Source organism: Streptomyces sp. NPDC037389, assembly GCF_040636475.1.
In the GTDB taxonomy this organism is placed as follows: Bacteria; Actinomycetota; Actinomycetes; order Streptomycetales; family Streptomycetaceae; genus Streptomyces; species Streptomyces hesseae.
The window spans coordinates 179,158-202,659 of sequence record NZ_JBEZUS010000005.1; the positions used below are offsets into that span (position 1 = coordinate 179,158).

Below are 23,502 nucleotides of genomic sequence, written 5' to 3' on the forward strand. Positions count from 1 at the left end.
CCTTCAGCCTGCGGCCCCGAACCCCCCGACCCGAAGGCCGGCGATGAACGTCGACCAAGCGCCCGCGCCGAAGGCCAGCGACGGTCCGGTCAAGTCCTTGCTGTCGCGGGTTGCCACCACCCTCTGCCAGACCGCGATCTCGAAACACTGGCCGTTCCCGCTGCTGTAGGAACTCTTGCGCCATATGCCATCAGGGGTCATCGCTCGGCCCACTGCCGCCACCTCTTCTCTCACTGCGTTTCCTTGGCCAGCGCAGCGATCAAATTCGACGTGTCATCAGGGCTGAGCGCCACCGCGCGCAGATTGTCGAAGATCGCGCCGTACCGGCGAATGTCTGCCTCGGCTTCGAGAAAGAGGTCTCCGGCCATGCTGTCGATGTAGACGATCTCGGGGTCTTCGGCCTCGGGAAAGCTCATGAGCACGAAGGAGCCAGGCATCCCGGCATGCGCACCGGCGCCGAACGGGATGACCTGGAGCGTCATGTGCGGCTCCCTGGCCGCTGCCGTCAGGTGCCGCAACTGCTTGTGCATGACATCGCGATCACCCACCATGCGCCGCAGGGCGGCCTCGTCCATGATTGCCCAAAGATGCAGAGGGTCGCTATTGCCAAGCACCGCTTGCCGCTCCACCCGTGCCTGAACTCGCTGCTCGATTTCCCTGGTACTTGCCATCGGCAATACGCCCTTGATCACGGCGCGTGCGTAGTCCTCGGTCTGCAACAGGCCCGGGACGAATAGGGATTCGTAGTTTCGCACCGCACGCGCCTCAGCCTCGAAGCTGATGTAGGCAGTGTATTCCTCGGGAAGTTCGCTGTGATACGGGCGCAGCCAGCCCTGCGCACTCGCGCCTTGGGACAACGCCAAGACCTCATCACGCTGTGACCCGCGCACGCCGTACAGGTCGAGAAGGGCGACCAAAGTCCGCTGCTGCGGACGGACACGCGCGGTCTCGATCCGGTAGAGCGTCGCCGTGTTGATGCCTGTCTGACCGGTGACGTCCTCCCTGGTCAAGTCGGCACCAGCGCGCAGCCGTCGGAGTTCGGCGGCCAAACGCCGGAGGCGGACCGTCGGCATCTGCCGCTTCGTAGGCATGCCCTCCACCTTTCATCTGCACAGGGGGCACGGCGATTCTGTCCGCCAACAGCCCCTACCTGCAAGGAAAGTTCGCACATGCACTCTATGCATTCTCATGCCTTGCATACGCATGCACGGCGGGTGCATTCCGATCCCGCGATCGCTTGGCGCGACGACATCGTCACGCAGAGGTGATCTTGGTGTGTGGCATGCCCAAAAGGAGAACCCCCGCGACCGTGCAGCCGGTCCGGGGGCATGGCCAACGCTAAAGAGGAGCGTCAGCAATGCATGACCTTATCCGCCGATGGCTCGCGTGGGCGAGGGCGGTTTTCCGTACGACCGACTCCGCCTCCCGCGCGGGCGGTGACCGCCCGTGCCCCGCATGCGCGGGGCTCGCGGCCCCGCAGCCCGAGGCCCGGCCCGTCGACGCCGTCGACGACGCGTCGTACTGGGTGTGGATCACCGCGCACGGCATCGACCTCCGCCCCCGCGTGCCCCACCACGACAGGGAGGCGGGCCGATGACCGACAACACAGGCAACGACGACGCGCTGCGCGCGAAGGTGGCCGACGCCAACCACCAGAGCAGGCAACGGCTGCTCTCCGCCAGCGGAAATCCCCCCGAACCGCCGGCCCCTCGTTGCGAAACCTGCTGGGACATCAAGCGCCGCCGCGCGGCCGCCCTGCGCGCCGACGACCGTGAGGAGGCCGCCCAGGTAACGACCGCGATGGGCGTCCATCAGCGCGACGCCCACTGACCGACGGCGAATACGGCGGTGCGGTGCCCTCCTCAGCTCAGCAGCCCCGGAGGGTGCCGCACCGCCGTGAGGTGCGCGTACACCACCACGTTCCCCAGATACTCGTCCGCCTCCGCCGAGAAGCCCCCACCGCAGGTGATCACGCGCAGCTCCGCACGCCCATGGCCGGGCGGTCCGACCGTCCCATAGACCTTCTCCGAGGGGAAGTCGGAGCGGTCGTAGACCTCGATCGCATCGATCGTGAAGACGGCCGTCAGCGCGTCCGAGCGGGCCACCTCCACCGTGTCGCCCTTCTTCAGCGCGCCGAGGTTGTAGAAGACGGCCGGGCCGTTGGCCAGGTCGACGTGGCCGGCGACGACGGCGGTGCCGGCGGCGCCGGGCGGGGTGCCGCCCGCGTACCAGCCGGCGAGGTTGCCGTCGTCCTCCGGGGGGCTGGCGAGGGTGCCGTCGGGGCCGAGGGCGAGAGGGGTCATGGGCGCGTCGACCTGGATGCCGGGGATGCGGACGCGCGTGGGCGCGACCGACGGCAGGGGCGGTACGGCGCGGTCGTCGCGGCGCGGGCCGAGCAGTGGCTCCCCGGGCGTGGGGAACGCCTCGGCCCGGGACGGCTGCGGGGGCGGCTTCTGGTCCTTCGCCCCGTGTTCGATCAGCCAGCTGCCCGTCAGGAGCGCCATCGCCAGGATGACCGCGACGACGGTCTTGCGGCGCGAGTCATGGGGCCGGGGCGGGCACGGTCGTGGCGTGCCCGGCCGGGGCGTGCGCGACCGGGACGGGGGCCCGCCCCGGGAGCCGAGCCGTGCGTACCGCGAACGCGCAGCCGCACCGCGCAGGCACGCGTTCGCCCATCGCCCCGGGCCGGGGGCCGGGCCCCCGGCCCCCGGGCGCAGCGCGCGCGTCCGGGGGCCCAGGGGCGGTCCGGCCGGCACCGGGAACCGTCCTCGGTCAGGCCTGGTCGGCCCGGTCGCCGCCGCCGCGGCGCCGCAGGAACCAGACGCCGACGACCGCCGACGTACCCAGGACCGCCGCGCCGGCGATGACCTCGGCGGTGCCGGAGTCGTCGCTGGTGCCGCCCACGCCGGTCTTCATGCCGCCCTTCGGGGTCATGGGCGACATGCTCGGGGCGGCGGAGGGCATGCTCTTCATGCCCGCGCCCGCCTTGACGACGAGGTCGCCGGTGGCCTCCTTGCCGTTGGCGCACTTGGCGCCGATCCCGTAGGTGCCGGGCTTGGCCGACTTCGGGACCATGAACTGGCCGGCCACGGCCTCCTTGTTCGTACCCGGCTTGAGCTCGAACGACGCCGGGCCGCCCACGGCGCTGGCGTCGCCCATGCCCTTGCCGTCGGGCCCGCAGGCGGTGGTGTTCACCATGACCGTGGCGCCCGGCTGGACGGCGCCCGGGGTGACTTCCAGCTTTCCGAAGTGATCGGCGGCGAGCGCGGGGGCGGCGGCCGTCCCCAGCGCGGCTATGGTCAGCGCGGCCCCGGCGAGCACTCGTGCGTTACGCATGCTTCCTCCGTGAGCGCGGGCGCGGCACGCCGATGTGCCGCAGCGGGAGTCGGAATTCCGCGCTCCTCTCTGCCGAGGGAAACCGCGTCCGAGGGGGCCCGCACCCGGCGGGACGGGCCTCCGGCAGCCCGGGGCGGCCGGGGGCGGGGCCGTATGGGCAGGTCATCCCGGGGGCCCGAGATCATCCGGACGGCCTCCCCGCCAAGACTGCGAACGGGTGACCGAGAGAACACTCTCGGTCACCCGTTCGAGGTGACAGTGCGCGGCCGCTATCGGCGGCTAGCGCGCCAGGTCGTCCGGGCAGCCCGTGCCGCGCGGCAGCTTGTACTTGGCCACGATCCGGTACGTACCGGAGTGCGGGGCGCGCAGCAGGGTCCAGTCGTCCTCCGGCTGGCCCGCGCGGGACTCCTGGACCTGCTTGGCCAGACAGCCGTTGACATTGACCGGCGGCTCGCCGCCCGGCCCGGCCTTGGGGGGCTGGATGTCCTTGCCCTGCGCGTCGACCAGGCCCAGCCACGGCGAGTACGGGACGCGGATCAGCACCGGGCCCGGCTTGCTCACCGTGACGGTCAGCCCCTCGGCGTCCGAGCGGTCCACCACCGCGGGCGGGTCTGCGAGCGGCGTGGGGTCCTTCACCGCGAAGACGCGCCAGTTCTCGTCGGACCACACCTCGCGCAGATAGGACTGGCCGTGCTCGACGAGCTTGGCCTCCTCGACGGCCGCGTTGTCCGGCTCGTCCTTGGGCAGCACCACATAGGCCACGGCCCAGCGGCCGAGCCAGGCGCGGTAGCTGTCCGGGGTGAGCATGCCCTCCTCGTAGAAGAGCGGGTTCCGCTTGAGGTCCGCCTGCCGGTTCCAGCCGCGCGCGAGATTGACGTACGGGGCCAGGGCCGAGGCCTCGCGGTGGCTGCGGGCCGGGACGACCTCGACGCGGCCGCCCGCCGCGTCCAGCTTCTGGAGCTGGTCCACGAGGGGGGCGAGCTCGCGGGCCCAGGAGGCGGCGGGGGTGGTGTGCACTATGTCGCTGATCGAGTTGGCCAGCTGCCAGCCGGTCAGGGTCAGCACGGCGAGCACGGTCGCGAACCAGGCCTTGCCGCGCCTCCGCAACTCGGCCCTCGGCGGCACCTCCATCCCGGTCAGCACAGCGATCAGCACCACGCCGCCGAAGATCATCCCGAGCCGGGAGATGTTCGTACCGATCTGCGAGGGGATCAGCCAGACCAGCAGCACGCCCAGCACGTAGAGCGCCGAGACGGCCCGCACCGTGCGCCAGGAGGAGGGCGCCATGAACACGCCGAAGAGCCCGGCGAGCAGCGGCAGGATCGCCGAGGCGAAGGCCATCGGCTGCTGCCCGGAGAACGGGAACAGCCACGCCGACAGCCCCACCACCACCACCGGGGTCAGCCCCAGCGCGTACGCCGCCGGCCGGCGCCGGCTCAGCCACAGCGCCGCCGCCACGATGCCGACGAACAGGCCGGCCACCGGGCTCGACGCCGTCGCCAGCCCCGCCATCAGCCCGGCCAGCGCGGCCCGGCCCCAGCGGTAGCGGCCCGAGGAGCGCCAGCGCACCGGCCACGCGAAGATCACGGCCACCGCCGCCAGCCCGAACATCGCGCCGAGCCCGAAGGTCACCCGGCCCGATATGGCGTTGCACATCAGCGCGAACGTGCCGTAGAGCGCCGGCCACAGCGGTCTGCGCACGACACGGCTGCGGACCAGCAGCAGCGCGATCAGGCCGGCCGAGACCGTGCCCCCGATCATCATCGTGGTGCGGACGCCGATCGCGGCCATGATGTAGGGCGAGATGACGCTGTACGAGACCGGGTGCATCCCGCCGTACCAGGCGAGGTTGTACGCCGAGGCCGGGTGCTGGAGCGCGAACTCCGCCCACGCGTCCTGCGCGGCGAGGTCGCCGCCGCTGTTGGCGAAGACGCAGATCCAGAGGATGTGCAGCACGGCGGCCACGAGGAGGGTGATCCCGACCGTCCCGGTGAGCGCGGCGTAGCGCCCGCCCTTGCGGTGGTGCGGGACGACGGCCCACGACGGGCGCCGCCACGTGGCCCCACGGGTCATGGCGGGGCGCCCCCTCACGGGTGCGCCGGTGTCACCGGTGTCGTCGCCCGGTGCTTCCGGCTGCTCCGGACGCACGGGCCGTTCCGGCCGTTCCGGTCGCTCCGGGTCTCTGGGCCGCGCCGGCCCCACGGTGGTCACTGCGGCTCTCCCCGTCTTCCCCCTGCGGTCTTCTCCCCCATCTTCACGCATGCTCCGGGTGTGGTGAGCAAACCCTGGCGACGCTAGCACGCGCCGTCGGGCCGCTCCGCCCATCGCGGCGACCGCGAAAGCGGCCCCCGGCCCGTACCCACTCGTACGGACCAGGAGCCGCTCCCCGACCGGTCGGCGTCAGCCCAGGCGGGTCAGCTTGGCGCCGAAGGAGGGCTCGGCCAGCGCGGTCTTCAGCACGACCGGGACCTTCACCGCGTCGGGGCCGCTGCCCACGACCAGCTCGCCGACCTCCGTACCGGCCTTCGCCGAGTGCGGGATCTTCCGGCCGGCGTCGGACAGCGCGAACTTCGTCTCGAAGCCGGCCCAGCCGACGGCCTCGACGTCCTTGGTGGCGACGACGGGCGTCTGCCCGCCGAGACCGTCGTCGACGTGACCGACGACATCGCCCTTCTTCACCACGGTGACCGTCTTCAGAGCGTTCTGGATCGACGTGATCTGCTCGTAGCTCTTGTTCTTGACCTTGGTGAGGCTGTTCTCACCGTTGGGGTCCAGACCCTTGAAGTGCTGGTCCATGGTGGCGCCGACGATCAGGTACTCCTTGCCGTCGAGCACCCGCCGCGCCGCCCACATCAGCGCGCCGCCGGCCGCGCTGCTGGAGCCGGTCTTGATGCCGAGGACGCCGGTGCCCTTCACGAGCAGCGAGTCGTTGTTGTTGTTGATGTGCGGGCCGCCGGGGATGTCGGCGTTGGGCTGCTGGGTGATCTCCCGGACGACCGGGTTCTTGATCACCACCTCGGCCAGCTTCACCTGGTCCACGGCCGTGCTCTTCGTCGTCGCCGTCAGGCCGCTGGGGTCGGTGTAGGTGGTGTTGGTCATGCCGAGTTCCTTGGCGGCGTCGTTCATCTTCTTGACGAACGCGTCCTCGGCGCCGTTGGTGTCCCACCGGGCGAGCATGCGGGCGATGTTGTTGCCCGACGGGATGAGCAGCATGCGGAGCATGTCGTACTCGGAGAACTCCTGGCCCGCGCGGACCGTGGCCGTCGACTCGCCGTCGGCGCCGGACTCCTTCTCCGCCGCCGCGTCGATCGTGATCTTGTTGCCGGTCTTGTCCCCCTTCTTCAGGGGGTGGTCCCGCAGGATCACATAAGCGGTCATGACCTTGGCGACGCTCGCCGTCGGCACGGGCTTCTGCGGGCCGTACGTGCCCACGTCACCGGCGCCCACGACCTTGGCCGCGGACTGGCCCTCGTCCGGCCAGACGAAGGGCGCCTGGCCGCCCTCGAAGGTGTACGACTTCTTCGCGCCGAGCGAGAGCTTCGGGCCGGGCAGCGGCCGGAAGGACTGCACGATCACGAAGACGATCCCGAGCAGCACGACGAGCGGCGTCCAGATCTTGACGCGCCGCACGGCCGACCGCACGGGCGTCTCCGGCGGCGGCGGGGTGTTCGTCAGATGCGCGAGCAGGTCGAGCGGCGCGGCCGGCTCCACGGGCGCGGCCGGGGCGGCGGGGCGCCCCGGGGGCGGCGGGACCTGGGACTTCGCCGGCTCGGGCTTCGCGGGCTCGGCGGGCTCGGGCTTCGCGGGCTGCGGCTTCGCCCCGGCCGGAGCGGCCTTGGCGGGCGCCTTGGCGGCCTGCTTGGCCGGCGCGGCCCCGTCGTCCTTCTTCAGCGGGACGAACTGGCTCTTGCGCTCGCCACCGGGCGTCGGCTGCGGGGTGGGCGCCTTCATCAGCTCGGTCGGCTGGTCGCCGTTGTCGGGCTTGGCGGCACCGGCCTTGGGGGCGTCGACCTTGGGGGCGTCGGCCTTCGACTCGTCCTTCTTGTCCGTCTTGGGGCGCACGGTGCGGAAGACGGCGGTGGCCTGGTCGGTGGCGGGCTTCTTCCCGTCCTCGGACGCGTCGGCGCCACCCTTCGGGCGTACGGCGCCGAAGACGGCCGTGGCCTGGTCGACGCCGGCCTTCTTGCCGTCATCGTCGCTGTCGCCGCCGTTGGCATCGGCACCGGTGGCCTTGGGGCGCACGGCGCGGAAGACGGCCGTCGCCTGGTCGGCGGCGGGCTTCTTCCCGTCCTCGGACGGGTCGTCAGCGGCGGCGGTGGACTTGTCGACGGCAGCGGGCTTCTTCGCCTCGGAGGCCGTGTCACCGCCGGTTTCGTCCGCCTTCGGACGCACCGTGCGGAAAACAGCCGTCGCCTGGTCGGCGCCGGACTTGTCCTGCGCGTCGGCGGCCGCGTCGTCAGCCGCGCCGTCGTCGGACTCGGCCTTCGCAGTCGCATCGGTCCGCGTGGGGCGGTCCGCGGCATCCTTCGCCGCAGGCGCCGCTTCTGCCGGGGCGTCAGCGTCCGTACCGGCACCGGCGTCCGGGCCGTTCTCGTCCTCGCTCGCCACCCAGGCGGCCACGGCGGCCTTCAGCCGGGCGTCGCCCTTGCCGCCGCCGTTCCCGTTCCCGGCGGGCTCGGCGGCCTCGGCCGACTCGGCAGGCTTCGCGGACTTCGCGGCCGCGTCGGTCCCGGAGGTCTCGGAACCGGCCGCGGCGGCCGTCGAGGCGTCCTCGCCGGTCCGGCGGCCCTCGTCGGAGCCTTCGGACGTGCCGGACGCGCCGGGCTTGTCGTCCGCCTTGCCGTCCGCACGGTCCTCGGCCGTGTCCGTGGCGGCCCGGAAGACTCCGAGCCGCGGGTCGCGTTCATTGCCGGTCGTACCAGTGGTGCGAGTCGTCTCCCCCGACGACTTCCGCTGCTCCGACTTGCCGGGGGACTCGCCCGCCACCGATGCCTCCTCGAAATTCCGCGCACGTACACCGAGGCGGGACGACAAGCGCCCCGCGGCCCGGATTCCCTAACGTCTATCAGTGTCCTCTGCCGCCGTCGCGCCAGGGCACAGCTAGTGGGTCACAGAGCGGTGTCCGCCTTCACCCACGTGCAAGACGAGACGACATACCTACCGGTTCCCACCCGAAGTCACCACGCGCTCTCGACAGACCAATGTGAGAGGGGTCACCCTGTCACTCATCCACGCGGGGAGGCATGGATGGGCAGGAGCCGCAGAACAATTCCGGAGGAGCTTCTGCTGCTCGCCCTGGACCCGGCCACGGGTACCACGGCGCAGCCGCAGTCGCTCGACCTCGGTCTCGCCGGAGCGCAGCTCGTGGAGCTGGCTCTGGCCGGACGGATAGCCCCAGACGGGGATCGTATCGCCGTGGTGCACCCACGGCCGACTGGTGATCCGACCCTGGACACCGCGCTCGAGCTGTTGCGCCGCCGCGGCAGCCCGGTGCGCGCCGTCCACTGGATCGGCGGGCCCCGGCTGGGGCTGCGTCAGACGTATCTCACGCATCTGGAGCGGTGCGGCATGGTGCATGCCGTGGCGGGCCAGATGTGCGGGGTGCTGCCGACCACGCGCTACCAGGCGACGGACACGGCGATCAGCCGGGAGATCAGGAACCGGCTGGACAGCGCGATCCGCACCGGCGTCCCGCCGGACCCGCGGACGGCCGCGCTCGCCGCCCTGGCCCACGCGGTCGGCCTGGGCAAGCACCTCTACCCGGGCAACGAGGGCCGTTCCTCGCGGTCCCGGCTGCGCGACCTCATCCGGCACGACCCGATGGGCGGGCTCGTCGCGCACGCCGTGATGGACGTGCAGAACGGGGTCGGGGCGCAACCGCGCCGGGCGCCGGCCACGACCGGTACGGCGGGCGGCGGCGGTTCGGGCCGGCGCGCGGCCGTACGGGCGCCGGTCGAGCCGGCGGCGGTCGGCACGGGCCGGGCGGTCCCGCACCACGGTGGGGTCATGGCCCGCGCGGGTGCCTCGTGAAACGGTTCCGCAACCGCTGACCACGGCCGCATCATCGCCGGCACCACCCTCGGCACAACCTTTCGCACAATCCCACGCACGACCCCAGGCACCACTTCCGCTCCACCGACCGCACCGCGGTCCCCCTGACCCCGGTCCGGGAGCCGCAACAGCGCGGGGCGGCGGGCCGTACCGTCCGAGGACGGTGGTACGGCCCCGCCGCCCCGCGTGCGCGTCCCGGGAGCATCCCGATGGGCGTCGCGTACGCGTAAGCGCGCACGGGCGCGCGCCCGTGCGGTCGTGTGCGTAGGCACGACTACGTCACGCGCATCCGCATCAGGGTCACCACAAGCGGACCAGGTGTAAGCATTTTCCAGCGCCGCCCCGGCCGGTGGTGGCAGGCTGCCGGAGCAGGAGACAGCAGCATGACGGAGCCGGAGGTGCGTCCCGTGGCGTCCAGTGTCAACCCCACCGTAAGACGGCGCCGATTGGGGCAGGAGCTACGCAAGCTCCGTGAGCTCAAGGGCATGACCGCCGAGGAGGTGGCCGAGCGGCTCCTGGTCTCGCAGTCGAAGATCAGCAGGCTGGAGAACGGCCGCCGCAGCATCAGCCAACGCGATGTCCGCGATCTGTGCGGCGTGTACGGCGTCGAGGACCACCGCATCGTCGATTCGCTGATGCAGATGGCGAAGGAGTCACGACAGCAAGGCTGGTGGCATGCCTTCGGCGACATCCCGTACAGCGTCTACATCGGACTGGAGACGGACGCGGCGTCGTTGCGCGTCTACGAGGCGTCGCTCGTGCCCGGCCTGCTCCAGACGCCCAACTACGCCAACGCCGTGACCGAGGGCTCCTGGCCGGAGGCCACCGCGGCGGACGTCGAACGGCGCGTGCAGGTGCGGATGCGCCGTCAGGAACGGATCACGGACCCGGAGAACCCGCTGCGACTGTGGGCGGTCATCGACGAGTCCGCGCTGCGCAGGATCGTCGGCAACAGCGCCATCATGCGCGAACAGATGGAGCATCTGGTGGAGTTCAGCCTCCAGCCGCACATCACCGTGCAGGTGCTGCCGTACGCGGTGGGCGCGCACCCGGGCATGTACGGGAAGTTCTCCATCCTCGAGTTCCACGATCCGCAGGACGCGAGCACGGTCTATCTCGAGGGCATCACCAGCGATCTGTACCTGGAGAAGCCCAACGACGTCCAGGCGTACAGCGTGATGTACGAGCATTTGCGGATGCAGGCGCTCAACGCCGAGGACTCACGGCGGTTCATCCTCCAGGTCGCGGAGGACTGGACGGGGGACGGCCGGAAGGAGGGACCGAACCAGCAGCCGTGAGATGCGGGGGCGGGACCGTACACCCCTTCCCACCACGAAGGAAGGGGAGATGGATATATGCCATCCGGTCGAGTGAACGGGCCATTCATCAGGTGATGTTGGCGCGTAACGTCGATCGCGTCGGGACACCGGCCCTACCGGTCCGGCCAGTGGGTTCCCGGCCGTCTTCCGGCCGGCACCCGGGCGATTCCCGGCCGTACCAGGCAGCACTCATAGGCATCGGAGCAATTCATGGCGATTCAGCAGGGAAAGACCACGTGGCGGAAGTCCTCCTACTCGCTGGCGCACGGCGACTGCGTCGAGGTCGCCTCCCCGCTTGTGCGGTCCATCGCGGTCCGTGACTCCAAGGACCCGCAGGGCCCCGCCCTCGCTTTCTCCTCGGAGTCCTGGTCCGTGTTCGTGACGGGCGTCGGCGACAGCGCGCAGTCCCTCTGACCGACCGCGCGTTGACGCGGATCACCCGGCACAGCGACATAAAACCGCCGTATCGATTTTCCGCAGAGAGCCCTCTTGTTGCCTGGCACCCCGTCCCGGCCGAGAGGGCTCCGCCATGCCCGGAGCCATCGCCTACGCCCGGAGCCATCGCCTACGCGCGGAGCCATCGCCTACGCGCGGGGATACCGCGCCAGCCAGGCCGCCGACGAGGCGGCGCCGGGCGGGCCGTGGAGCGCGGAGCCCTGGGTGAGCTCCATGGCGAAGTCGTCGGCGAGTTCCAGGATCGTGCCCCGTCCCTCCAGCTCCGCCACCCACCCGGGCGGCAGCGCGGTCTCCCCGTGCACGGCGCCCAGGAGGTTTCCGCAGATCGAGCCCGTCGAGTCCGAGTCCCCGCCGTGGTTGACCGCGAGCAGCAGGCCGTGGCGGACGTCCTCGGCCACCAGCGCGCAGTACAGCCCCATCGCCAGGGCCTCCTCCGCCACCCAGCCCTCGCCCAGCGACTGGAGCCGCTCGGCCGAGGGCGGGCCCTGCCGTACGGCGGCCAGGGCGCCCCGCAGCGCAGCGGTGGTCTCCTCGTGGCCGGGCCGGGCAGCCAGCAGCTCCAGGGCCCGCAGGGTGGCGGCCTCCAGCGGCTCGCCCCGTGCCGCGCCGTGGACGATGACGGCGAAGGCGGCGGCCGAGAGCCGGCCGGTGGGGTGACCGTGGGTCTGTGCCGCGCACTCGTCGGCCAGCTGGAGGACGAGACCGGGGGCCCAGTCCGTCAGCAGCCCGAACGGCGCGGAGCGCATCACCGCGCCGCACCCCTTGGAGCCGGGGTTCTTGGGCGCCGCCAGGGTGCCCATCCGGTGGTCGGCGAGGCCGGAGAGGCACGCCCCGCCGGGGGCCCGCCGCGCGTAGAGCCAGTCCTGCCCGGCGAGCCAGCCCGCGTCCCGCACCCGCTCGTCGGGGCCCCAGCCCTCCTGCGTGGCGGCCCAGCGCAGATGCGCGCGGTGGACGTCGGCCGGCGGGTGCCAGGCCCCGGTGTCACGGCGGACGTGAGCCCGGATCAGCCCCTCCACCGTGAAGAGCGTCATCTGGGTGTCGTCGGTGACGGCGCCGCGCCGGCCGTACGCCGGGACGTAGTCGGTCACGCCCGCGGGGCCGTGCGCGGCGCGGATCGCTTCCAGGGAGTCGAACTCGATGCCCGCGCCCAGCGCGTCCCCGATCGCCCCGCCGAGCAGGCAGCCGCGCACCCGGGAGCGGAAGTCCTGCTGATCGGCCCGGCCCCGGGGAAGGGGTCCGGGGGCTCCGGCGGTACCCGCCGCGGCGGTCGTGGTCACGTGTCCGGCCTCCTGGACGGGAGAGGGGCGAGCGGGCCGCGGGCCCCGTTCACCGGGCCCGCGTCGGTCGGCACAGCACTGCTGGTACAGCACTGTCGATACAGCACTGTCGGTACAGCACCGTTCGGTGGACACGGCACTGTTCGGTCGGCACAGCACTGTAGTGCGCCGCGGCCGGCCCGGCGTCGAGGACGCCGGGCCGAAGGCGATTACGCGCCAGGCCCCTTGGCCGGGCGCACCGTGTTCATGATCTTGTCGATCTGGGCCTCGGTGAGCGCGTCCGGAATGCCCTGGTCGGCGTAGATGACCCAGCCGTGGAAGGTGCCGTCGGGCATCTTCTGGGCGATGGACTTCACGATCGCGGTGGGTGGCACGCACGAGCTCGGGCGGTTGGTGACGGTGACCTTGGCGGTCGCCGTCCAGCCGTCGATGCCGTTGTGCTTCCACTCCTTCTCGTCGGTGAACTCCAGCTTGGGCTTGTGGTCCTTGCCGCCGTAGGCCATGAAGCCCCAGTTGCCCGCCCAGTTGCGGGCGTTCGTCTTGAGGTCGCCGTCCTTGCCGCCACCGGTGGTGCCCACCGTGGCGAGCTGGCCCTGGCCGGCCTCGCCGAAGGTGTCGGGGTTGGGCTGCGAGGAGCAGCCGCCCTCCTTGTAGTTGGACGTACCGGTCATCACGACGACCGGCTTGCCGTCCTCGGTGTACGAGATGGCCGTGTCGGTCGGGAAGACCTTCCACTTGTCGGCCTTGCCCGGAACGTCGTACTGGAAGTAGTGATCAGGGCGGGCCTGCGTCTGCCAGCCGGGGACGGTGGGCTGCTGGGCGGCCGGGTCGGACGGGGCGCCGCCGTCCGCCGGCTTGTCCGGCTGCCCGGGCGCGGCGGGGGCCTGCGACCGGGACTGGCCGGCCTGGGGCTTGTCGTTCTTCTTGTCGTCGTCACCGCCGCTGTTGCCACTGAAGGCGAAGTACGCGCCGCCGCCGATGACGGCGAGCGCCACGACACCGCCGATGACGGCCATCAGCGTCTTGTTGCTCTTCCCGGCCTGCGGGCCCGGGGCCTGGCCGTAAGGGGCCTGCCCGTGGAGAGCCTGGCCGTAAGGCGCCTGGCCATGGGGGGCCTGGCCCTGTGGGGCCTGCGGCGGCCACGGCTGCTGGGCCATCGGCGCCTGGGGCATACCGGGCGGCGGGGCCATGCCGGGGCCGGGGACCGGTCCGGGCGCGCCGGGAGCCTGAGCACCCGGGACGGGCCCCGGAGCGCCGGGCACCGGGCCCGGGGCGGGCGGCGGGGGCGGCGGGACCGCGCCCGGGGCGCCGCCCCGCGCGGGGCCGGGCGGCGGCGGTACGGCGGGCTGGGAGATCATCGTGGGCTGGGCGTGTCCGTCGCCGTCCGGGCCCCACGTGGGCGGCGGGCCGAAGCCGCCCTGCGGCGGCGTCGAGGGGTTCTGCGGCTGCTCGGGCTGCTGCGGCTGCGGGGGGTTCTGGGGCCAAGACATGCGGGACACCTTATGCGGGCACTGTCGCCGCCGGGTCGGCGGTCCGCGACAGAACCGCAACACTTGTGCGAACGAAGATCATTCGTTGCCGTCGCCGCCGTCCAGCACCGGGAGCAGCGTGGGCAGATGGCCGTCCGAGGCGAGGGCGGCCTCCTGCCGCTCCTTCGGCACCTCGCCGTAGAGCGTCGTACGGGGCCGCGCGGGGCGCCCGGCGGCCTCGGCTATCGCGACGAGGTCCTGGATCGAGCGGTACGAGCCGTACGAGGAGCCCGCCATCCGGGAGATGGTCTCCTCCATCAGGGTGCCGCCCAGGTCGTTGGCGCCCGAGCGGAGCATCTCCGCCGCACCGTCCATGCCCAGCTTGACCCAGCTCGTCTGGATGTTGGGGATATGGGGGTGGAGCAGCAGCCGGGCCATCGCGGTGACCGCGCGGTTGTCGCGCATGGTCGGGCCGGGCCGGGCGATGCCCGCGAGGTAGACGGGGGCGTTGGTGTGGATAAAGGGCAGGGTGACGAACTCGGTGAAACCCTCCACGTTCTTGGACAACGCGGACCGCTGGATCTCGGCGAGCAGCCGGAAGTGGCCCAGCCAGTGCCGGGGCTGGTCCACGTGCCCGTACATCATCGTGGAGGACGAGCGGATGCCCAGCTCGTGCGCCGTCTTGATGACCTCGACCCAGGTGGCCGTGGGGAGCTTGCCCTTGGTGAGGACCCAGCGGACCTCGTCGTCCAGGATCTCGGCGGCGGTGCCGGGGATGGAGTCGAGTCCGGCCTCCCTGGCGGCGGTCAGCCACTCCCGGATGGACATGCCCGTGCGCGTCGCGCCGTTGACGACCTCCATCGGCGAGAAGGCGTGCACATGCATGCCGGGCACCCGCTCCTTCACCGCGCGGGCGATGTCGAAGTAGGCCGTGCCCGGCAGGTCGGGGTGGATGCCGCCCTGCATGCAGACCTCGACCGCGCCCACGTCCCACGCCTGCGCGGCGCGGTCGGCGACCTGGGTGAGCGAGAGGGTGTAGGCGTCGGCGTCGGTGCGGCGCTGGGCGAAGGCGCAGAAACGGCAGCCGGTGTAGCAGACGTTGGTGAAGTTGATGTTCCGCGTGACGATGTAGGTGACCTCGTCCCCCACGACGGAGCGGCGGAGGTCGTCGGCGACGCGGCAGAGGGCGTCCAGGGCGGGGCCGTCGGCGTGGAGCAGGGCGAGCGCCTGGTCGTCCGTCAGCCGGGTGGGGTCGTCGGCGGCCCGGCGCAGTGCCTCGCGGACGTCGCCGTCGATGCGCTCGGGCGCCATGCCGGGGGCGGCGGCCTCGCGGAGCGCTTCCCAGTCGCCGTAGACCTCGTCGTAGTCCTCGCGGCGGTCGGACGTGCGGCCCTCGGTGTCGATGGCGCGGTGGAGGTCCGTCCGGCCGGAGGCGGTGAACACCTCTTCGGGCTCCTGCCAGGGGATGCCCTTGACCTCGGCGTTCTCGTCGGCCAGGCCGGTCTCGGGGTCGGCCAGGGCGCGGACGTGGGGCAGGATGCGGGGGTCCAGCCAGGGCTCGCCGCGCTGGACGAACTCCGGGTAGACCGCGAGGCGTTCCTTCAGGCGGAAGCCGGCGGCCGCCGAGCGCTCGGCGAGCTCCTCGATCGCGGGCCAGGGGCGCTCGGGGTTGACGTGGTCCGGGGTGACCGGGGAGACGCCGCCCCAGTCGTCGATGCCGGCGCCGATGAGGCGGGCGTACTCGTCGTCCACCAGGTTGGGCGGGGCCTGGAGGCAGCCGGAGGGGCCCATGATGAGCCGGGCGACGGCGACGGTGGCGACGAGGTCGTCGAGGGTGGCGTCCGGCATGCGGCGCATGGCCGTGTCCGACTTGGCGCGGAAGTTCTGGATGATGAGTTCCTGGATGCCGTGGTAGGCGCGGGAGATCCGGCGCAGGGCGAACAGGGACTCGGCGCGCTCCTCGGGCGTCTCCCCGATGCCGATCAGCAGTCCGCTGGTGAGGGGGACGGAGCTGCGGCCCGCGTCCTCCAGGTGGCGCAGCCGGACGGCGGGCTCCTTGTCGGGCGAACCGTGGTGCGGCATGCCCGGCTCGCTCCACAGCCGCTGGGCGGTGGTCTCCAGCATCAGGCCCATGGAGGGCGACACCGGCTTGAGTCGCTGGAAGTCCGTCCAGGTCATGACGCCCGGGTTGAGGTGCGGCAGCAGGCCGGTCTCCTCCAGGATGCGGATGGAGATGGCGCGGACGTAGGCGATGGTGTCGTCGTAGCCGTGGGCGTCCAGCCACTCGCGGGCCTCGGGCCAGCGGTCCTCCGGCTTGTCGCCGAGGGTGATCAGCGCTTCCTTGCAGCCGAGTTCGGCACCGCGCCGGGCGATGGCCAGCACCTCGTCCGGGGACATGAACATGCCCTCACCCGCGCGGCGGAGCTTGCCGGGGACGGTGGCGAAGGTGCAGTAGTGGCAGCGGTCGCGGCAGAGGCGGGTGAGCGGGATGAAGACGCTCTTGGAGTAGGTGATGACGCCGGGCCGCCCGGCGGCCTCCAGGCCCGCGTCCCGCACCCGGGCGGCGGAGGCGCACAGATCGTCCAGGTCGGCACCGCGCGCCCTGAGCAGCACGGCGGCCTCGGTGACGTCCAGAGCGACGCCGTCGCGGGCCCGCTTGAGGGCGCGTCGCATGGCGTTGGCGGTCGGGGCGGTCGGCTGTTCGGGACGCGGGGCGCTCGAAGTCATTGTCCGAGCATACGAGCGGACACCGACACCGCCATGTACTGGAAGCAGACGTTCCATGTGCCTCTCGTCACGTCAGACGGAGGCATCCTCCGGAATGCTCCGGAGGCCTCCATTCCACTGTGTCTAGAGGAACTCCGCGTGCGCGTCCAGCGCCCTCAGCACCTCCGACTCGGGGGCCGACGGGAGCCCGACCGCGATCTCCTCGATGCCCAGGTCGGCGTAGTGCGCGAGCTTGCCCGCCGAGGGGTGGACGGCGTAAGGCATGACCTCCGGCTCCCCCGGCCGCCCCGCCTCCGTCCAGACCCGGCGCAGCTCCGGCAGCATCTCGCTCAGACCGCTGCCGCCCACCGGCATCCAGCCGTCCGCGTACTCGGCGATGTGGGCGAAGAGCTTCGGCCCGGCCGCGCCGCCGATCAGCGTGCGCGGCCCCACCAGCGAGTCCGTGCCCTGGAGCCGGCGCGGGCGCCGGACGGGCTTGGGGTGCGCCCAGCTCGCCTGGACCGAGTCGAATTCGCCGTCGTAGGCCGTCGGTTCCGCCGACCACAGCGCGCGCATCAGCGCCATCCGGTCGCGCACCAGCTCCCGGCGGGTGCGCCAGTCGACGCCGTGGTCCTCGGCCTCCTCCACGTTCCAGCCGTAGCCGACGCCGAGGGTGAACCGGCCGCCGCTGAGGAAGTCCAGGGTGGCCGCCTGCTTGGCCAGAACGATGGGGTCCTGCTGGGCCACCAGCGCGACGCCGGTCCCCAGCTCGATCCGGTGGGTTACGGCGGCGGCCTGCGCGAGCGCCAGGAAGGGGTCGACGGCGCGGCCGTACTCGCGCGGCAGCGGGTCACCGGCCGGCGCGGGGGTCTTGCGGCTCACCGGAATGTGGGTGTGCTGGGGCAGATAGAGCCCGGTGAAGCCGCGTTGCTCCAGCTCACGGGCCAACCGGACCGGGCTGATCGTCTCATCGGTGAGAAAGATCGTGGTGGCGATCCGCATCCCGGGGCACCTCCGTCGTCGCGGCTGTCTCGCGTGTGACCCACGGTATGCCCTGGGGGGCGGCCGCGGGGCGCCACGCGCGGTCGTGTGTCGATGCGTGTCGATTGCGTGTCGACGTGGTGTGTCGACGTGGTGTGTCGACATGTGTTCGCGCACCGGCCGCCACGCGCGTCGGCGGGTGTTCCGCGTCCGGCCACCCGGGCGTAGAACAGTGGGTCACGGCAGTCACACCGCATCGGCACAGATCGGCACAGTCGGACACGGCCCACGCGAGGAGGCGGGGATGAACCGGCGCGACGTACTGAGGATGACGGCGGCCGCGGGAGCGGTGAGCATGCTGACGCTCGAAGGCGTGAGCTTCGCCCACGCGGCCGGAGGCGGGCGACCCGCGTCCGGCGAGGAGACCCGCAGGGCCACCGGACGGCTGCCCGTCGGTGCCCCGGACTTCGTTTACCTCCCCGTGGAAGTGCCGCGCGGCGTCCGCGAGATCGCCGTCTCGTACAGCTACGACAGACCCTCCGTGCCCACCGGCACCCAGGGCAACGCCTGCGACATCGGCATCTTCGACGAGCGCGGCGCCGCCCTGGGCGGCGCCGGCTTCCGGGGCTGGTCGGGCGGCGCCCGCTCGGAGTTCTTCGTGGGCGCCGAACGGGCCACGCCCGGCTACCTCGCCGGGCCCGTCCGCCCCGGCACCTGGCACATCGTCCTCGGCCCGTACACGGTGGCCCCGCCGGGGCTCGCCTACGAGGTCGCGGTCACCCTGCGGTACGGGACGCCCGGAGCCGCTCCGAAGCCGGTGTACCCGCCGCAGCGGGCCCGGGGCCGGGGCCGCGCCTGGTACCGGGGCGACAACCACCTCCACAGCGTCCACTCCGACGGGCTGCGCACCCCGACGCAGATCGCCGCCGCGGCCCGGGCCGCCGGGCTGGACTGGATCACGACGACGGAGCACAACACGACCTCCGCGCACGGGGCGTGGCAGGGCCTGTGGGGCGACGACCTGCTGGTCCTCACCGGCGAGGAGGTCACCACGCGCAACGGCCACGTCCTCGCCCTCGGCACCGACCCCGGCGTCTTCATCGACTGGCGCTACCGCGCGAGAGACCACGCCTTCGGACGTTTCGCACGGAGAATCCGGCAAACGGGCGGCCTGGTCGTCCCAGCGCACCCGTACGCGACGTGCGTCGGCTGCGGCTGGAAGTTCGGCCTCGACGAGGCGGACGCGGTGGAGGTGTGGAACGGCCCGTACACCCCGGACGACGAGATGGCCGTCGCGGCGTGGGACAACATTCTCGTCGCCGCGGCCCGCTCCGGCGGCCGCTGGCTGCCCGCCATGGGCAACAGCGACGCCCACCGCGAACCACAGGTCGTGGGACTGCCCCAGACCGTCGTCCTGGCCGACGCGCTCTCCCGCGAGGCCCTGCTGGCGGGCATCCGCGCGGGACGCAGCTGGATCGCGGAATCGTCGGCCGTAGAGCTGTCGTTCACGGCCGTCGGCGGGCGCGGCGCGCACGCGGGCATCGGCGAGCGGCTGCGCGCCGCGCCCGACGAGCAGGTCACCGTACGGCTGAAAGTCACGGGCACGACGGGCTGCTCGGCGTCCTTCGTCACGGACCAGGGACGGATGTTCACCGCGCCGGTGCCGACGGACGGCACGCTGGAGTGGCGTACGACGCCCGGGCAGGCGGCGTACGTACGGGCCGAGGTGCGGCACCCGGCGAGCGACGGCGGGGCGTCGGGGCTGCCGGGCGCGATGGCGGCGATGACGAACCCGGTGTTCTTGGGCGCGGCCTCCTGACGGTTCGCGAACAGCAACACGCGCGCGGCCTCGCGCCGCTAGAGTTCTGGCGCTTCGTCACCTCTGGCATCACCTCCTATGGAAGGGAACAGCCATCCCCATGCCGAAGACCTCCTCCCGCGTCCGGCTCGCCTCCGTCGCCCTCACCGCCGCCCTGCTCGGCGCGAGCGCTCCCGTCGCGTACGCCGCCTTCGACGACCCGGAGCCCAAGGCCGCCGCCAGCGCGCCGGTGCGGGCGGTCGGCAAGCCGTACGTCAAGACCGAGCTGCTCTTCGGCACGGCCAAGCCCAACGGTGGCGCCCCGGTCACCGACAAGGAGTTCCGTACGTTCGTCGACGAGGTCGTCACCCCGCGCTTCCCGGCGGGCCTGACGGTCGAGAACGCCTACGGCCAGTACCGCGACGCCCACGGGAAGATCGAGCACGAGCGCTCGTACAAGCTCACCCTCCTCTACCCGAAGGGCGAGGCCCGGACCGCTAGCGCCAAGATCGAGCAAATCCGCGCCACGTACAACAAGCGCTTCGCGCAGGAGTCCGTGGCCCGCGTCGACGACAACGAGCTCGTCGACTTCTGATCGCTCGGCGAGGCGGCCCGGCGTACGGTCAGGCCGCCTCGTCGGCTCCCACCACGTGGTCACGACAGTCCCGGCACCGGCCGGGCCCGGTCGCCCGGAAGGCCCGTTCGCAGCCGTCGCAGGTCTGGAACGGCAACGGTCGCGCGGGCCGCTCCGCACCCGAAGCCCGGGGCTCGGCCGGTCCTGCCACAGGCAGGGCGGGCGGCAGCCAGTGGGCGAGGCGGTAGGCGAGCAGGCGGGCGGGCCAGGTGATGGCGCCGACCGGCAGGTCGGCGGTCAGCGTGCGGGCGACCTGCGCGGGCCCCACGTCCCGGTCGAGCCAGGCGCGTACGGCCGGGGCGAGGCGGCGCACGTCCTTCGCGGAGAGCAGCAGCCGGGGATCGCGGCGCCGCAGCCCGGCGAGCAGGCCGGAGGCGGGCTCGTCGACGGGACCGTCAGCGGGCGGTAGCGGCTGTGGTGGCAGTGGCAGTGGCAGTGGCGGTGGCGGTTTCTGCGGCGCGACGGGGCGTTCGGGCCTGGGGGCCGATGGGGATGCGGGTGCGGCCGGGGGCCGCTTCACGAGATCGACCCGCTTGCCGGGGTCCGGAGGCGGCGCGCCGGGACGCTCGTACCAGCGGGTCGCGGTCACGACCCGGCCGCGTTCGGTCCGGAGGCGCCTGCGCTCCAGATAACCGGCGTCCTCCAGCTCGTTGAGGGCCCGGCCGATGACCATCTCGCCTTCGCGGAAGCGGCGGGTGAGGTCCTTGATGCCGATGAGGGCCCCGTCGGGCAGCGACTGGATGTACACACCGAGGCCGATCGCAACGGCGGACAGGTCCGGGTGCTGGGCGAGGTGATTGCCGACGACGGTGAAATTCGCGATGTGCTGGTGCCGGACATGAATCACTCCGGCTCGCGGCAACTCGTCGCGCGTGGACGCGTGCGCGCTAGACTGCGTATCAGTCATAGGGAAGGTGTAGCTTCCTTGATGATCAGGCCCTCGTTCGGGATGCCACTCCCGGCGGGGGCCGTCGTCTGTTTGGGGTTGTCGGCGTGACCGTACCGCGCCCTTCACCGCATCTGCCACGCCTATCACCCGATGGGGTGACACGCGCGCGGTTGGGTGGGTATTGGTTCTTTCCCCAGTTCTTTAACAGGACGTCGTGCTCGCGCAGTTCGCGGCATTCCGGGACGAGGAAACCCCGATCCGGCGGGACGGCTCGTCCAGCCAGGCTGTCTGGCGTTGCAACTTCCTTGGCCTGCCGCCTCATTGATGCTCCAAGCGTCCACGGCAAGTCTCGTAGACGTCCGTAGAACCGGCAGGCCGACGGAGGATGTCATGGCGCTACTGTTCATCGTGAAGGACCCGAACGCCAGCGGCACCCAGCGCCCCACGGCCTGGGTGGACGACGAGGCGCGGGAGATCGTCCTCCAGGGCTGGAAGGCGGGGGAAGCGCTGTTGGTCAAGTGCCTGGAGTCGGGCCCCATTCCGGAGAGTGAAGCGGTGGTGCGGCTGCCGATCCGCATGGTGCCCGCCATCAGGGAGGCTTGTGATGTCGCAGACCGACTTGGCGTTCGCTGACCTACTGGCGAACACTCGGCACTCCGCCATCCACCTTGAGATGCGCGACTCCTACGGCATTGGCGAGGAAGCAGCCGAGTTCGAAGCCTGGCGTGCCGGTTGGCGGCCATCCAGTGAACCGGGGACATGGTGGAACGACTTTCACACGACGGTGCGCGACGCCGTGGCGCGCGGCGTTGTGTTCCGCCGCGCGCGCGTCGTCTCGGAGCCGGTGAGCGACTACATCCGATACGAACACAGCTGCACCTACCAGAACATTGCGGCGGGGGAGCTGGTGCGTTGGCTGCCTCGCCGCCAAGCCTCGGACATCGCCTTCCCCGGCAATGACTTCTGGCTCTTCGACGAGCGAGTCATCATGTGGAACCATTTCACGGGAGACGGCGGGTCCGCCGGACCAGAGCTGGATGAGCGACCCGACGTGGCGAAACTGTGCTCTACCGCCTTCGAGACCGTGTGGGAGCGGGCGACGCCCCACGAGGAGTACCGGATCTGATCAGCGCGCCCAAAGATGCCCACCCCACCCTCATCCAGGGTTCAGGAAGCCCGGAAGGCCGTCGCCGACCGACTAAGGGAGATCCGCCGGGACGCCGGGCTGACCGCCAAGGAGGTGGCCCAGCGCGCCGGCTGGTACCCCTCCAAGGCGTCGCGCCTGGAGAATGCCGTCACGCCACCGTCCGACGCCGACATTCACGCATGGTGTGCCGCATGCGGGGCGGATGACGTCGCTGTGGACCTGATCGCCGCCTCTCGCTCCGCTGACAACATGTACGTGGAGTGGAGGCGGGTTCAGCGCACAGGTCTGCGCAGGCTCCAGGAGTCGTACGTCCCTCTCTTCGAACGCACCCGGGTGTTCCGCATCTACTGCTCGAACGTCATTCCAGGTGTGCTCCAGACCCATGCCTACGCCACGGCGCTCATGAGTGCGATCACGGATTTCCACGGCACCCCCAACGATGTCGCCGAAGCGGTCGAGGCACGGCTGGCCCGGTCGCACGTGGTCCGCGAGGGTAACCACCGCTTCGCGCTGCTGGAGGAGGAATCGGTCCTGCGCCACCGGGTCGGAGACGCCGAAACCATGGCGGGGCAGCTTGGATATCTGCTGTCGGTGATGGCCTATCCATCCGTCTCCCTCGGAGTCATCCCCTTCTCCGCATCGCGGCGCATGTGGATGATCGAGACATTCAGCGTGTACGACGAGGACATGGCACAAGTCGAACTGCTGACAGCGCAGGTGAACGTGACTGCTCCCACCGAGATAGCCCAGTACCTGAAGGCGTTCGGAGAGTTTGCCGGCCTCGCCGTGTACGGCGCCAAGGCACGTGCCCTCATCACCTCCGCCGTGGACGCGCTGGGCTAACTCGCGTGGAACTTCGTAGAACCTTGTTGGGGTCCGCGTAACCGCGTCCCTAGCGTGTCGGCATGGCAAACAGCGAACAGCCGATGCCGGGCAGATCCTCGCTGATGACTGTGCGGGTCAGCCGCGACGGCGGACGAACGTACGGTCCGACACGAGCGGTTCGAGTGGACGGCCCCGTCGTCATCCTGGAGAACCCCGTGAGTTACCCGCCGTGCGAGTGCCCCCACTGCGCACCCGAGCGCCAGGTGACACGAGCCACATCGGCCCGCTGGCCGGATGCTCCCCGTCATCCGCCAAGTCCTCAAGCCGGGCGGAGTGCTCGCGTTCTCCCAACGGCCCCCGGTCGAAGGCTGCTACGGCTGCCAGGCGTCGTACGTCAACCAGGCCGACGACCCGAACCCCCTCGTCGTCAAGCGCTGGGACTACACCTCCGACATGTGGACCGGCCTCCTGAAGGAGCACGGGTTCCGCTACGCCCTGGCGAACGAGATCACTCCGCCGGAAGGCTGGAAGACCGGCACTCTCCTGGCCCGAGCCCTGGCGCCAGGCGCCTGAGCCCCCAACTCCCGGAGCGGGAGGCCCGCTCCACCGCTCGG

22 protein-coding genes are annotated in these 23,502 nt (G+C 71.7%); 11 read left to right on the forward strand and 11 right to left on the reverse strand.

The genetic code is table 11. From position 1 onward, the window contains the following. Window positions 1–3: 3 nt before the first annotated feature. Both AB0E98_RS12975 and AB0E98_RS12980 read right to left on the reverse strand, forming a co-directional pair. Window positions 4–234, reverse strand: a complete 231-nt coding sequence (locus AB0E98_RS12975) for a DUF397 domain-containing protein (protein ID WP_361701736.1) — start codon at window positions 232–234, stop codon at window positions 4–6. After that, window positions 231–1,091: a helix-turn-helix transcriptional regulator gene (locus AB0E98_RS12980; protein ID WP_361701738.1), complete on the reverse strand. Its 861-nt coding sequence runs from the start codon at window positions 1,089–1,091 to the stop codon at window positions 231–233. Before AB0E98_RS12980 ends, AB0E98_RS12975 begins: the two co-directional genes overlap by 4 nt. Before the next feature lie 266 nt (window positions 1,092–1,357). Between AB0E98_RS12980 and AB0E98_RS12985 the strand changes: the two genes are divergently transcribed. Beyond that, window positions 1,358–1,597 (forward strand): hypothetical protein, encoded by a 240-nt coding sequence (locus AB0E98_RS12985; RefSeq protein WP_361701740.1) that lies wholly within the window; start codon window positions 1,358–1,360, stop codon window positions 1,595–1,597. Beyond that, on the forward strand, window positions 1,594–1,830 hold the full coding sequence (locus AB0E98_RS12990; RefSeq protein ID WP_361701742.1) for a hypothetical protein: 237 nt from the start codon (window positions 1,594–1,596) through the stop codon (window positions 1,828–1,830). The genes AB0E98_RS12985 and AB0E98_RS12990 overlap by 4 nt, the downstream gene beginning before the upstream one ends. A 32-nt stretch (window positions 1,831–1,862) precedes the next feature. On the opposite strand, the gene AB0E98_RS12995 is transcribed toward AB0E98_RS12990, so the two are convergent. From AB0E98_RS12995 to AB0E98_RS13010, 4 genes are all read right to left on the reverse strand, one after another. Next, a complete protein-coding gene (locus tag AB0E98_RS12995) occupies window positions 1,863–2,504 on the reverse strand; it encodes a class F sortase (RefSeq protein ID WP_361701744.1) in 642 nt (213 codons plus the stop codon). Window positions 2,505–2,772: 268 nt separating this feature from the next. Next, entirely contained in the window at window positions 2,773–3,336 is a 564-nt protein-coding gene (locus AB0E98_RS13000) for a hypothetical protein (RefSeq protein ID WP_361701745.1), read from the reverse strand. 279 nt (window positions 3,337–3,615) lie between these two features. Then, entirely contained in the window at window positions 3,616–5,409 is a 1,794-nt protein-coding gene (locus AB0E98_RS13005) for a glycosyltransferase family 87 protein (protein WP_361701747.1), read from the reverse strand. 327 nt (window positions 5,410–5,736) lie between these two features. After that, the gene (locus AB0E98_RS13010; protein WP_361701749.1) at window positions 5,737–8,322 is read right to left on the reverse strand and encodes a serine hydrolase; all 2,586 of its coding nucleotides are present in this window, start codon (window positions 8,320–8,322) and stop codon (window positions 5,737–5,739) included. 261 nt (window positions 8,323–8,583) lie between these two features. On the opposite strand from AB0E98_RS13010, the gene AB0E98_RS13015 reads away from it, so the two are divergent. The 3 genes from AB0E98_RS13015 to AB0E98_RS13025 all read left to right on the forward strand — a co-directional run bounded on the left by AB0E98_RS13015 (window position 8,584) and on the right by AB0E98_RS13025 (window position 11,120). Next, the gene (locus AB0E98_RS13015) at window positions 8,584–9,366 is read left to right on the forward strand and encodes a GPP34 family phosphoprotein (RefSeq protein ID WP_361701750.1); all 783 of its coding nucleotides are present in this window, start codon (window positions 8,584–8,586) and stop codon (window positions 9,364–9,366) included. A gap of 428 nt (window positions 9,367–9,794) precedes the next feature. Then, entirely contained in the window at window positions 9,795–10,685 is an 891-nt protein-coding gene (locus tag AB0E98_RS13020; protein ID WP_361701751.1) for a helix-turn-helix transcriptional regulator, read from the forward strand. A 231-nt stretch (window positions 10,686–10,916) separates the two neighbouring features. Next, entirely contained in the window at window positions 10,917–11,120 is a 204-nt protein-coding gene (locus tag AB0E98_RS13025; RefSeq protein ID WP_361701753.1) for a DUF397 domain-containing protein, read from the forward strand. Window positions 11,121–11,290: 170 nt separating this feature from the next. Here AB0E98_RS13025 and AB0E98_RS13030 read toward each other — a convergent pair whose 3' ends face one another. The 4 genes from AB0E98_RS13030 to AB0E98_RS13045 all read right to left on the reverse strand — a co-directional run bounded on the left by AB0E98_RS13030 (window position 11,291) and on the right by AB0E98_RS13045 (window position 17,616). After that, window positions 11,291–12,439, reverse strand: a complete 1,149-nt coding sequence (locus AB0E98_RS13030; RefSeq protein WP_361701755.1) for an ADP-ribosylglycohydrolase family protein — start codon at window positions 12,437–12,439, stop codon at window positions 11,291–11,293. A gap of 209 nt (window positions 12,440–12,648) precedes the next feature. Then, complete coding sequence (locus AB0E98_RS13035; protein ID WP_361701756.1) at window positions 12,649–13,929, reverse strand: hypothetical protein; 1,281 nt, start codon at window positions 13,927–13,929, stop codon at window positions 12,649–12,651. Between the two features lie 78 nt (window positions 13,930–14,007). After that, complete coding sequence (locus tag AB0E98_RS13040) at window positions 14,008–16,635, reverse strand: bifunctional FO biosynthesis protein CofGH (protein ID WP_361701757.1); 2,628 nt, start codon at window positions 16,633–16,635, stop codon at window positions 14,008–14,010. A 123-nt stretch (window positions 16,636–16,758) separates the two neighbouring features. Beyond that, window positions 16,759–17,616, reverse strand: a complete 858-nt coding sequence (locus tag AB0E98_RS13045) for a TIGR03619 family F420-dependent LLM class oxidoreductase (RefSeq protein ID WP_361701759.1) — start codon at window positions 17,614–17,616, stop codon at window positions 16,759–16,761. A 283-nt stretch (window positions 17,617–17,899) separates the two neighbouring features. On the opposite strand from AB0E98_RS13045, the gene AB0E98_RS13050 reads away from it, so the two are divergent. Together AB0E98_RS13050 and AB0E98_RS13055 are read left to right on the forward strand one after the other, a co-directional pair. Continuing rightward, a complete protein-coding gene (locus tag AB0E98_RS13050) occupies window positions 17,900–19,414 on the forward strand; it encodes a CehA/McbA family metallohydrolase (protein WP_361701761.1) in 1,515 nt (504 codons plus the stop codon). Between the two features lie 100 nt (window positions 19,415–19,514). Continuing rightward, entirely contained in the window at window positions 19,515–19,988 is a 474-nt protein-coding gene (locus AB0E98_RS13055) for a DUF3574 domain-containing protein (protein WP_361701763.1), read from the forward strand. A gap of 28 nt (window positions 19,989–20,016) precedes the next feature. Here the strand turns inward: AB0E98_RS13055 and AB0E98_RS13060 are convergent, their stop codons facing one another. Further along, on the reverse strand, window positions 20,017–20,934 hold the full coding sequence (locus tag AB0E98_RS13060) for a helix-turn-helix domain-containing protein (protein ID WP_361701765.1): 918 nt from the start codon (window positions 20,932–20,934) through the stop codon (window positions 20,017–20,019). Between the two features lie 372 nt (window positions 20,935–21,306). Between AB0E98_RS13060 and AB0E98_RS13065 the strand changes: the two genes are divergently transcribed. The 4 genes from AB0E98_RS13065 to AB0E98_RS13080 all read left to right on the forward strand — a co-directional run bounded on the left by AB0E98_RS13065 (window position 21,307) and on the right by AB0E98_RS13080 (window position 23,461). Further along, window positions 21,307–21,549 (forward strand): hypothetical protein, encoded by a 243-nt coding sequence (locus AB0E98_RS13065; RefSeq protein WP_361701766.1) that lies wholly within the window; start codon window positions 21,307–21,309, stop codon window positions 21,547–21,549. Then, a complete protein-coding gene (locus AB0E98_RS13070) occupies window positions 21,521–22,042 on the forward strand; it encodes a DUF6879 family protein (RefSeq protein WP_361701768.1) in 522 nt (173 codons plus the stop codon). Before AB0E98_RS13065 ends, AB0E98_RS13070 begins: the two co-directional genes overlap by 29 nt. A 15-nt stretch (window positions 22,043–22,057) precedes the next feature. Continuing rightward, on the forward strand, window positions 22,058–22,906 hold the full coding sequence (locus AB0E98_RS13075; protein WP_361701770.1) for a helix-turn-helix transcriptional regulator: 849 nt from the start codon (window positions 22,058–22,060) through the stop codon (window positions 22,904–22,906). A 276-nt stretch (window positions 22,907–23,182) separates the two neighbouring features. Next, the gene (locus AB0E98_RS13080) at window positions 23,183–23,461 is read left to right on the forward strand and encodes a hypothetical protein (protein WP_361701772.1); all 279 of its coding nucleotides are present in this window, start codon (window positions 23,183–23,185) and stop codon (window positions 23,459–23,461) included. Window positions 23,462–23,502 lie beyond the last annotated feature (41 nt).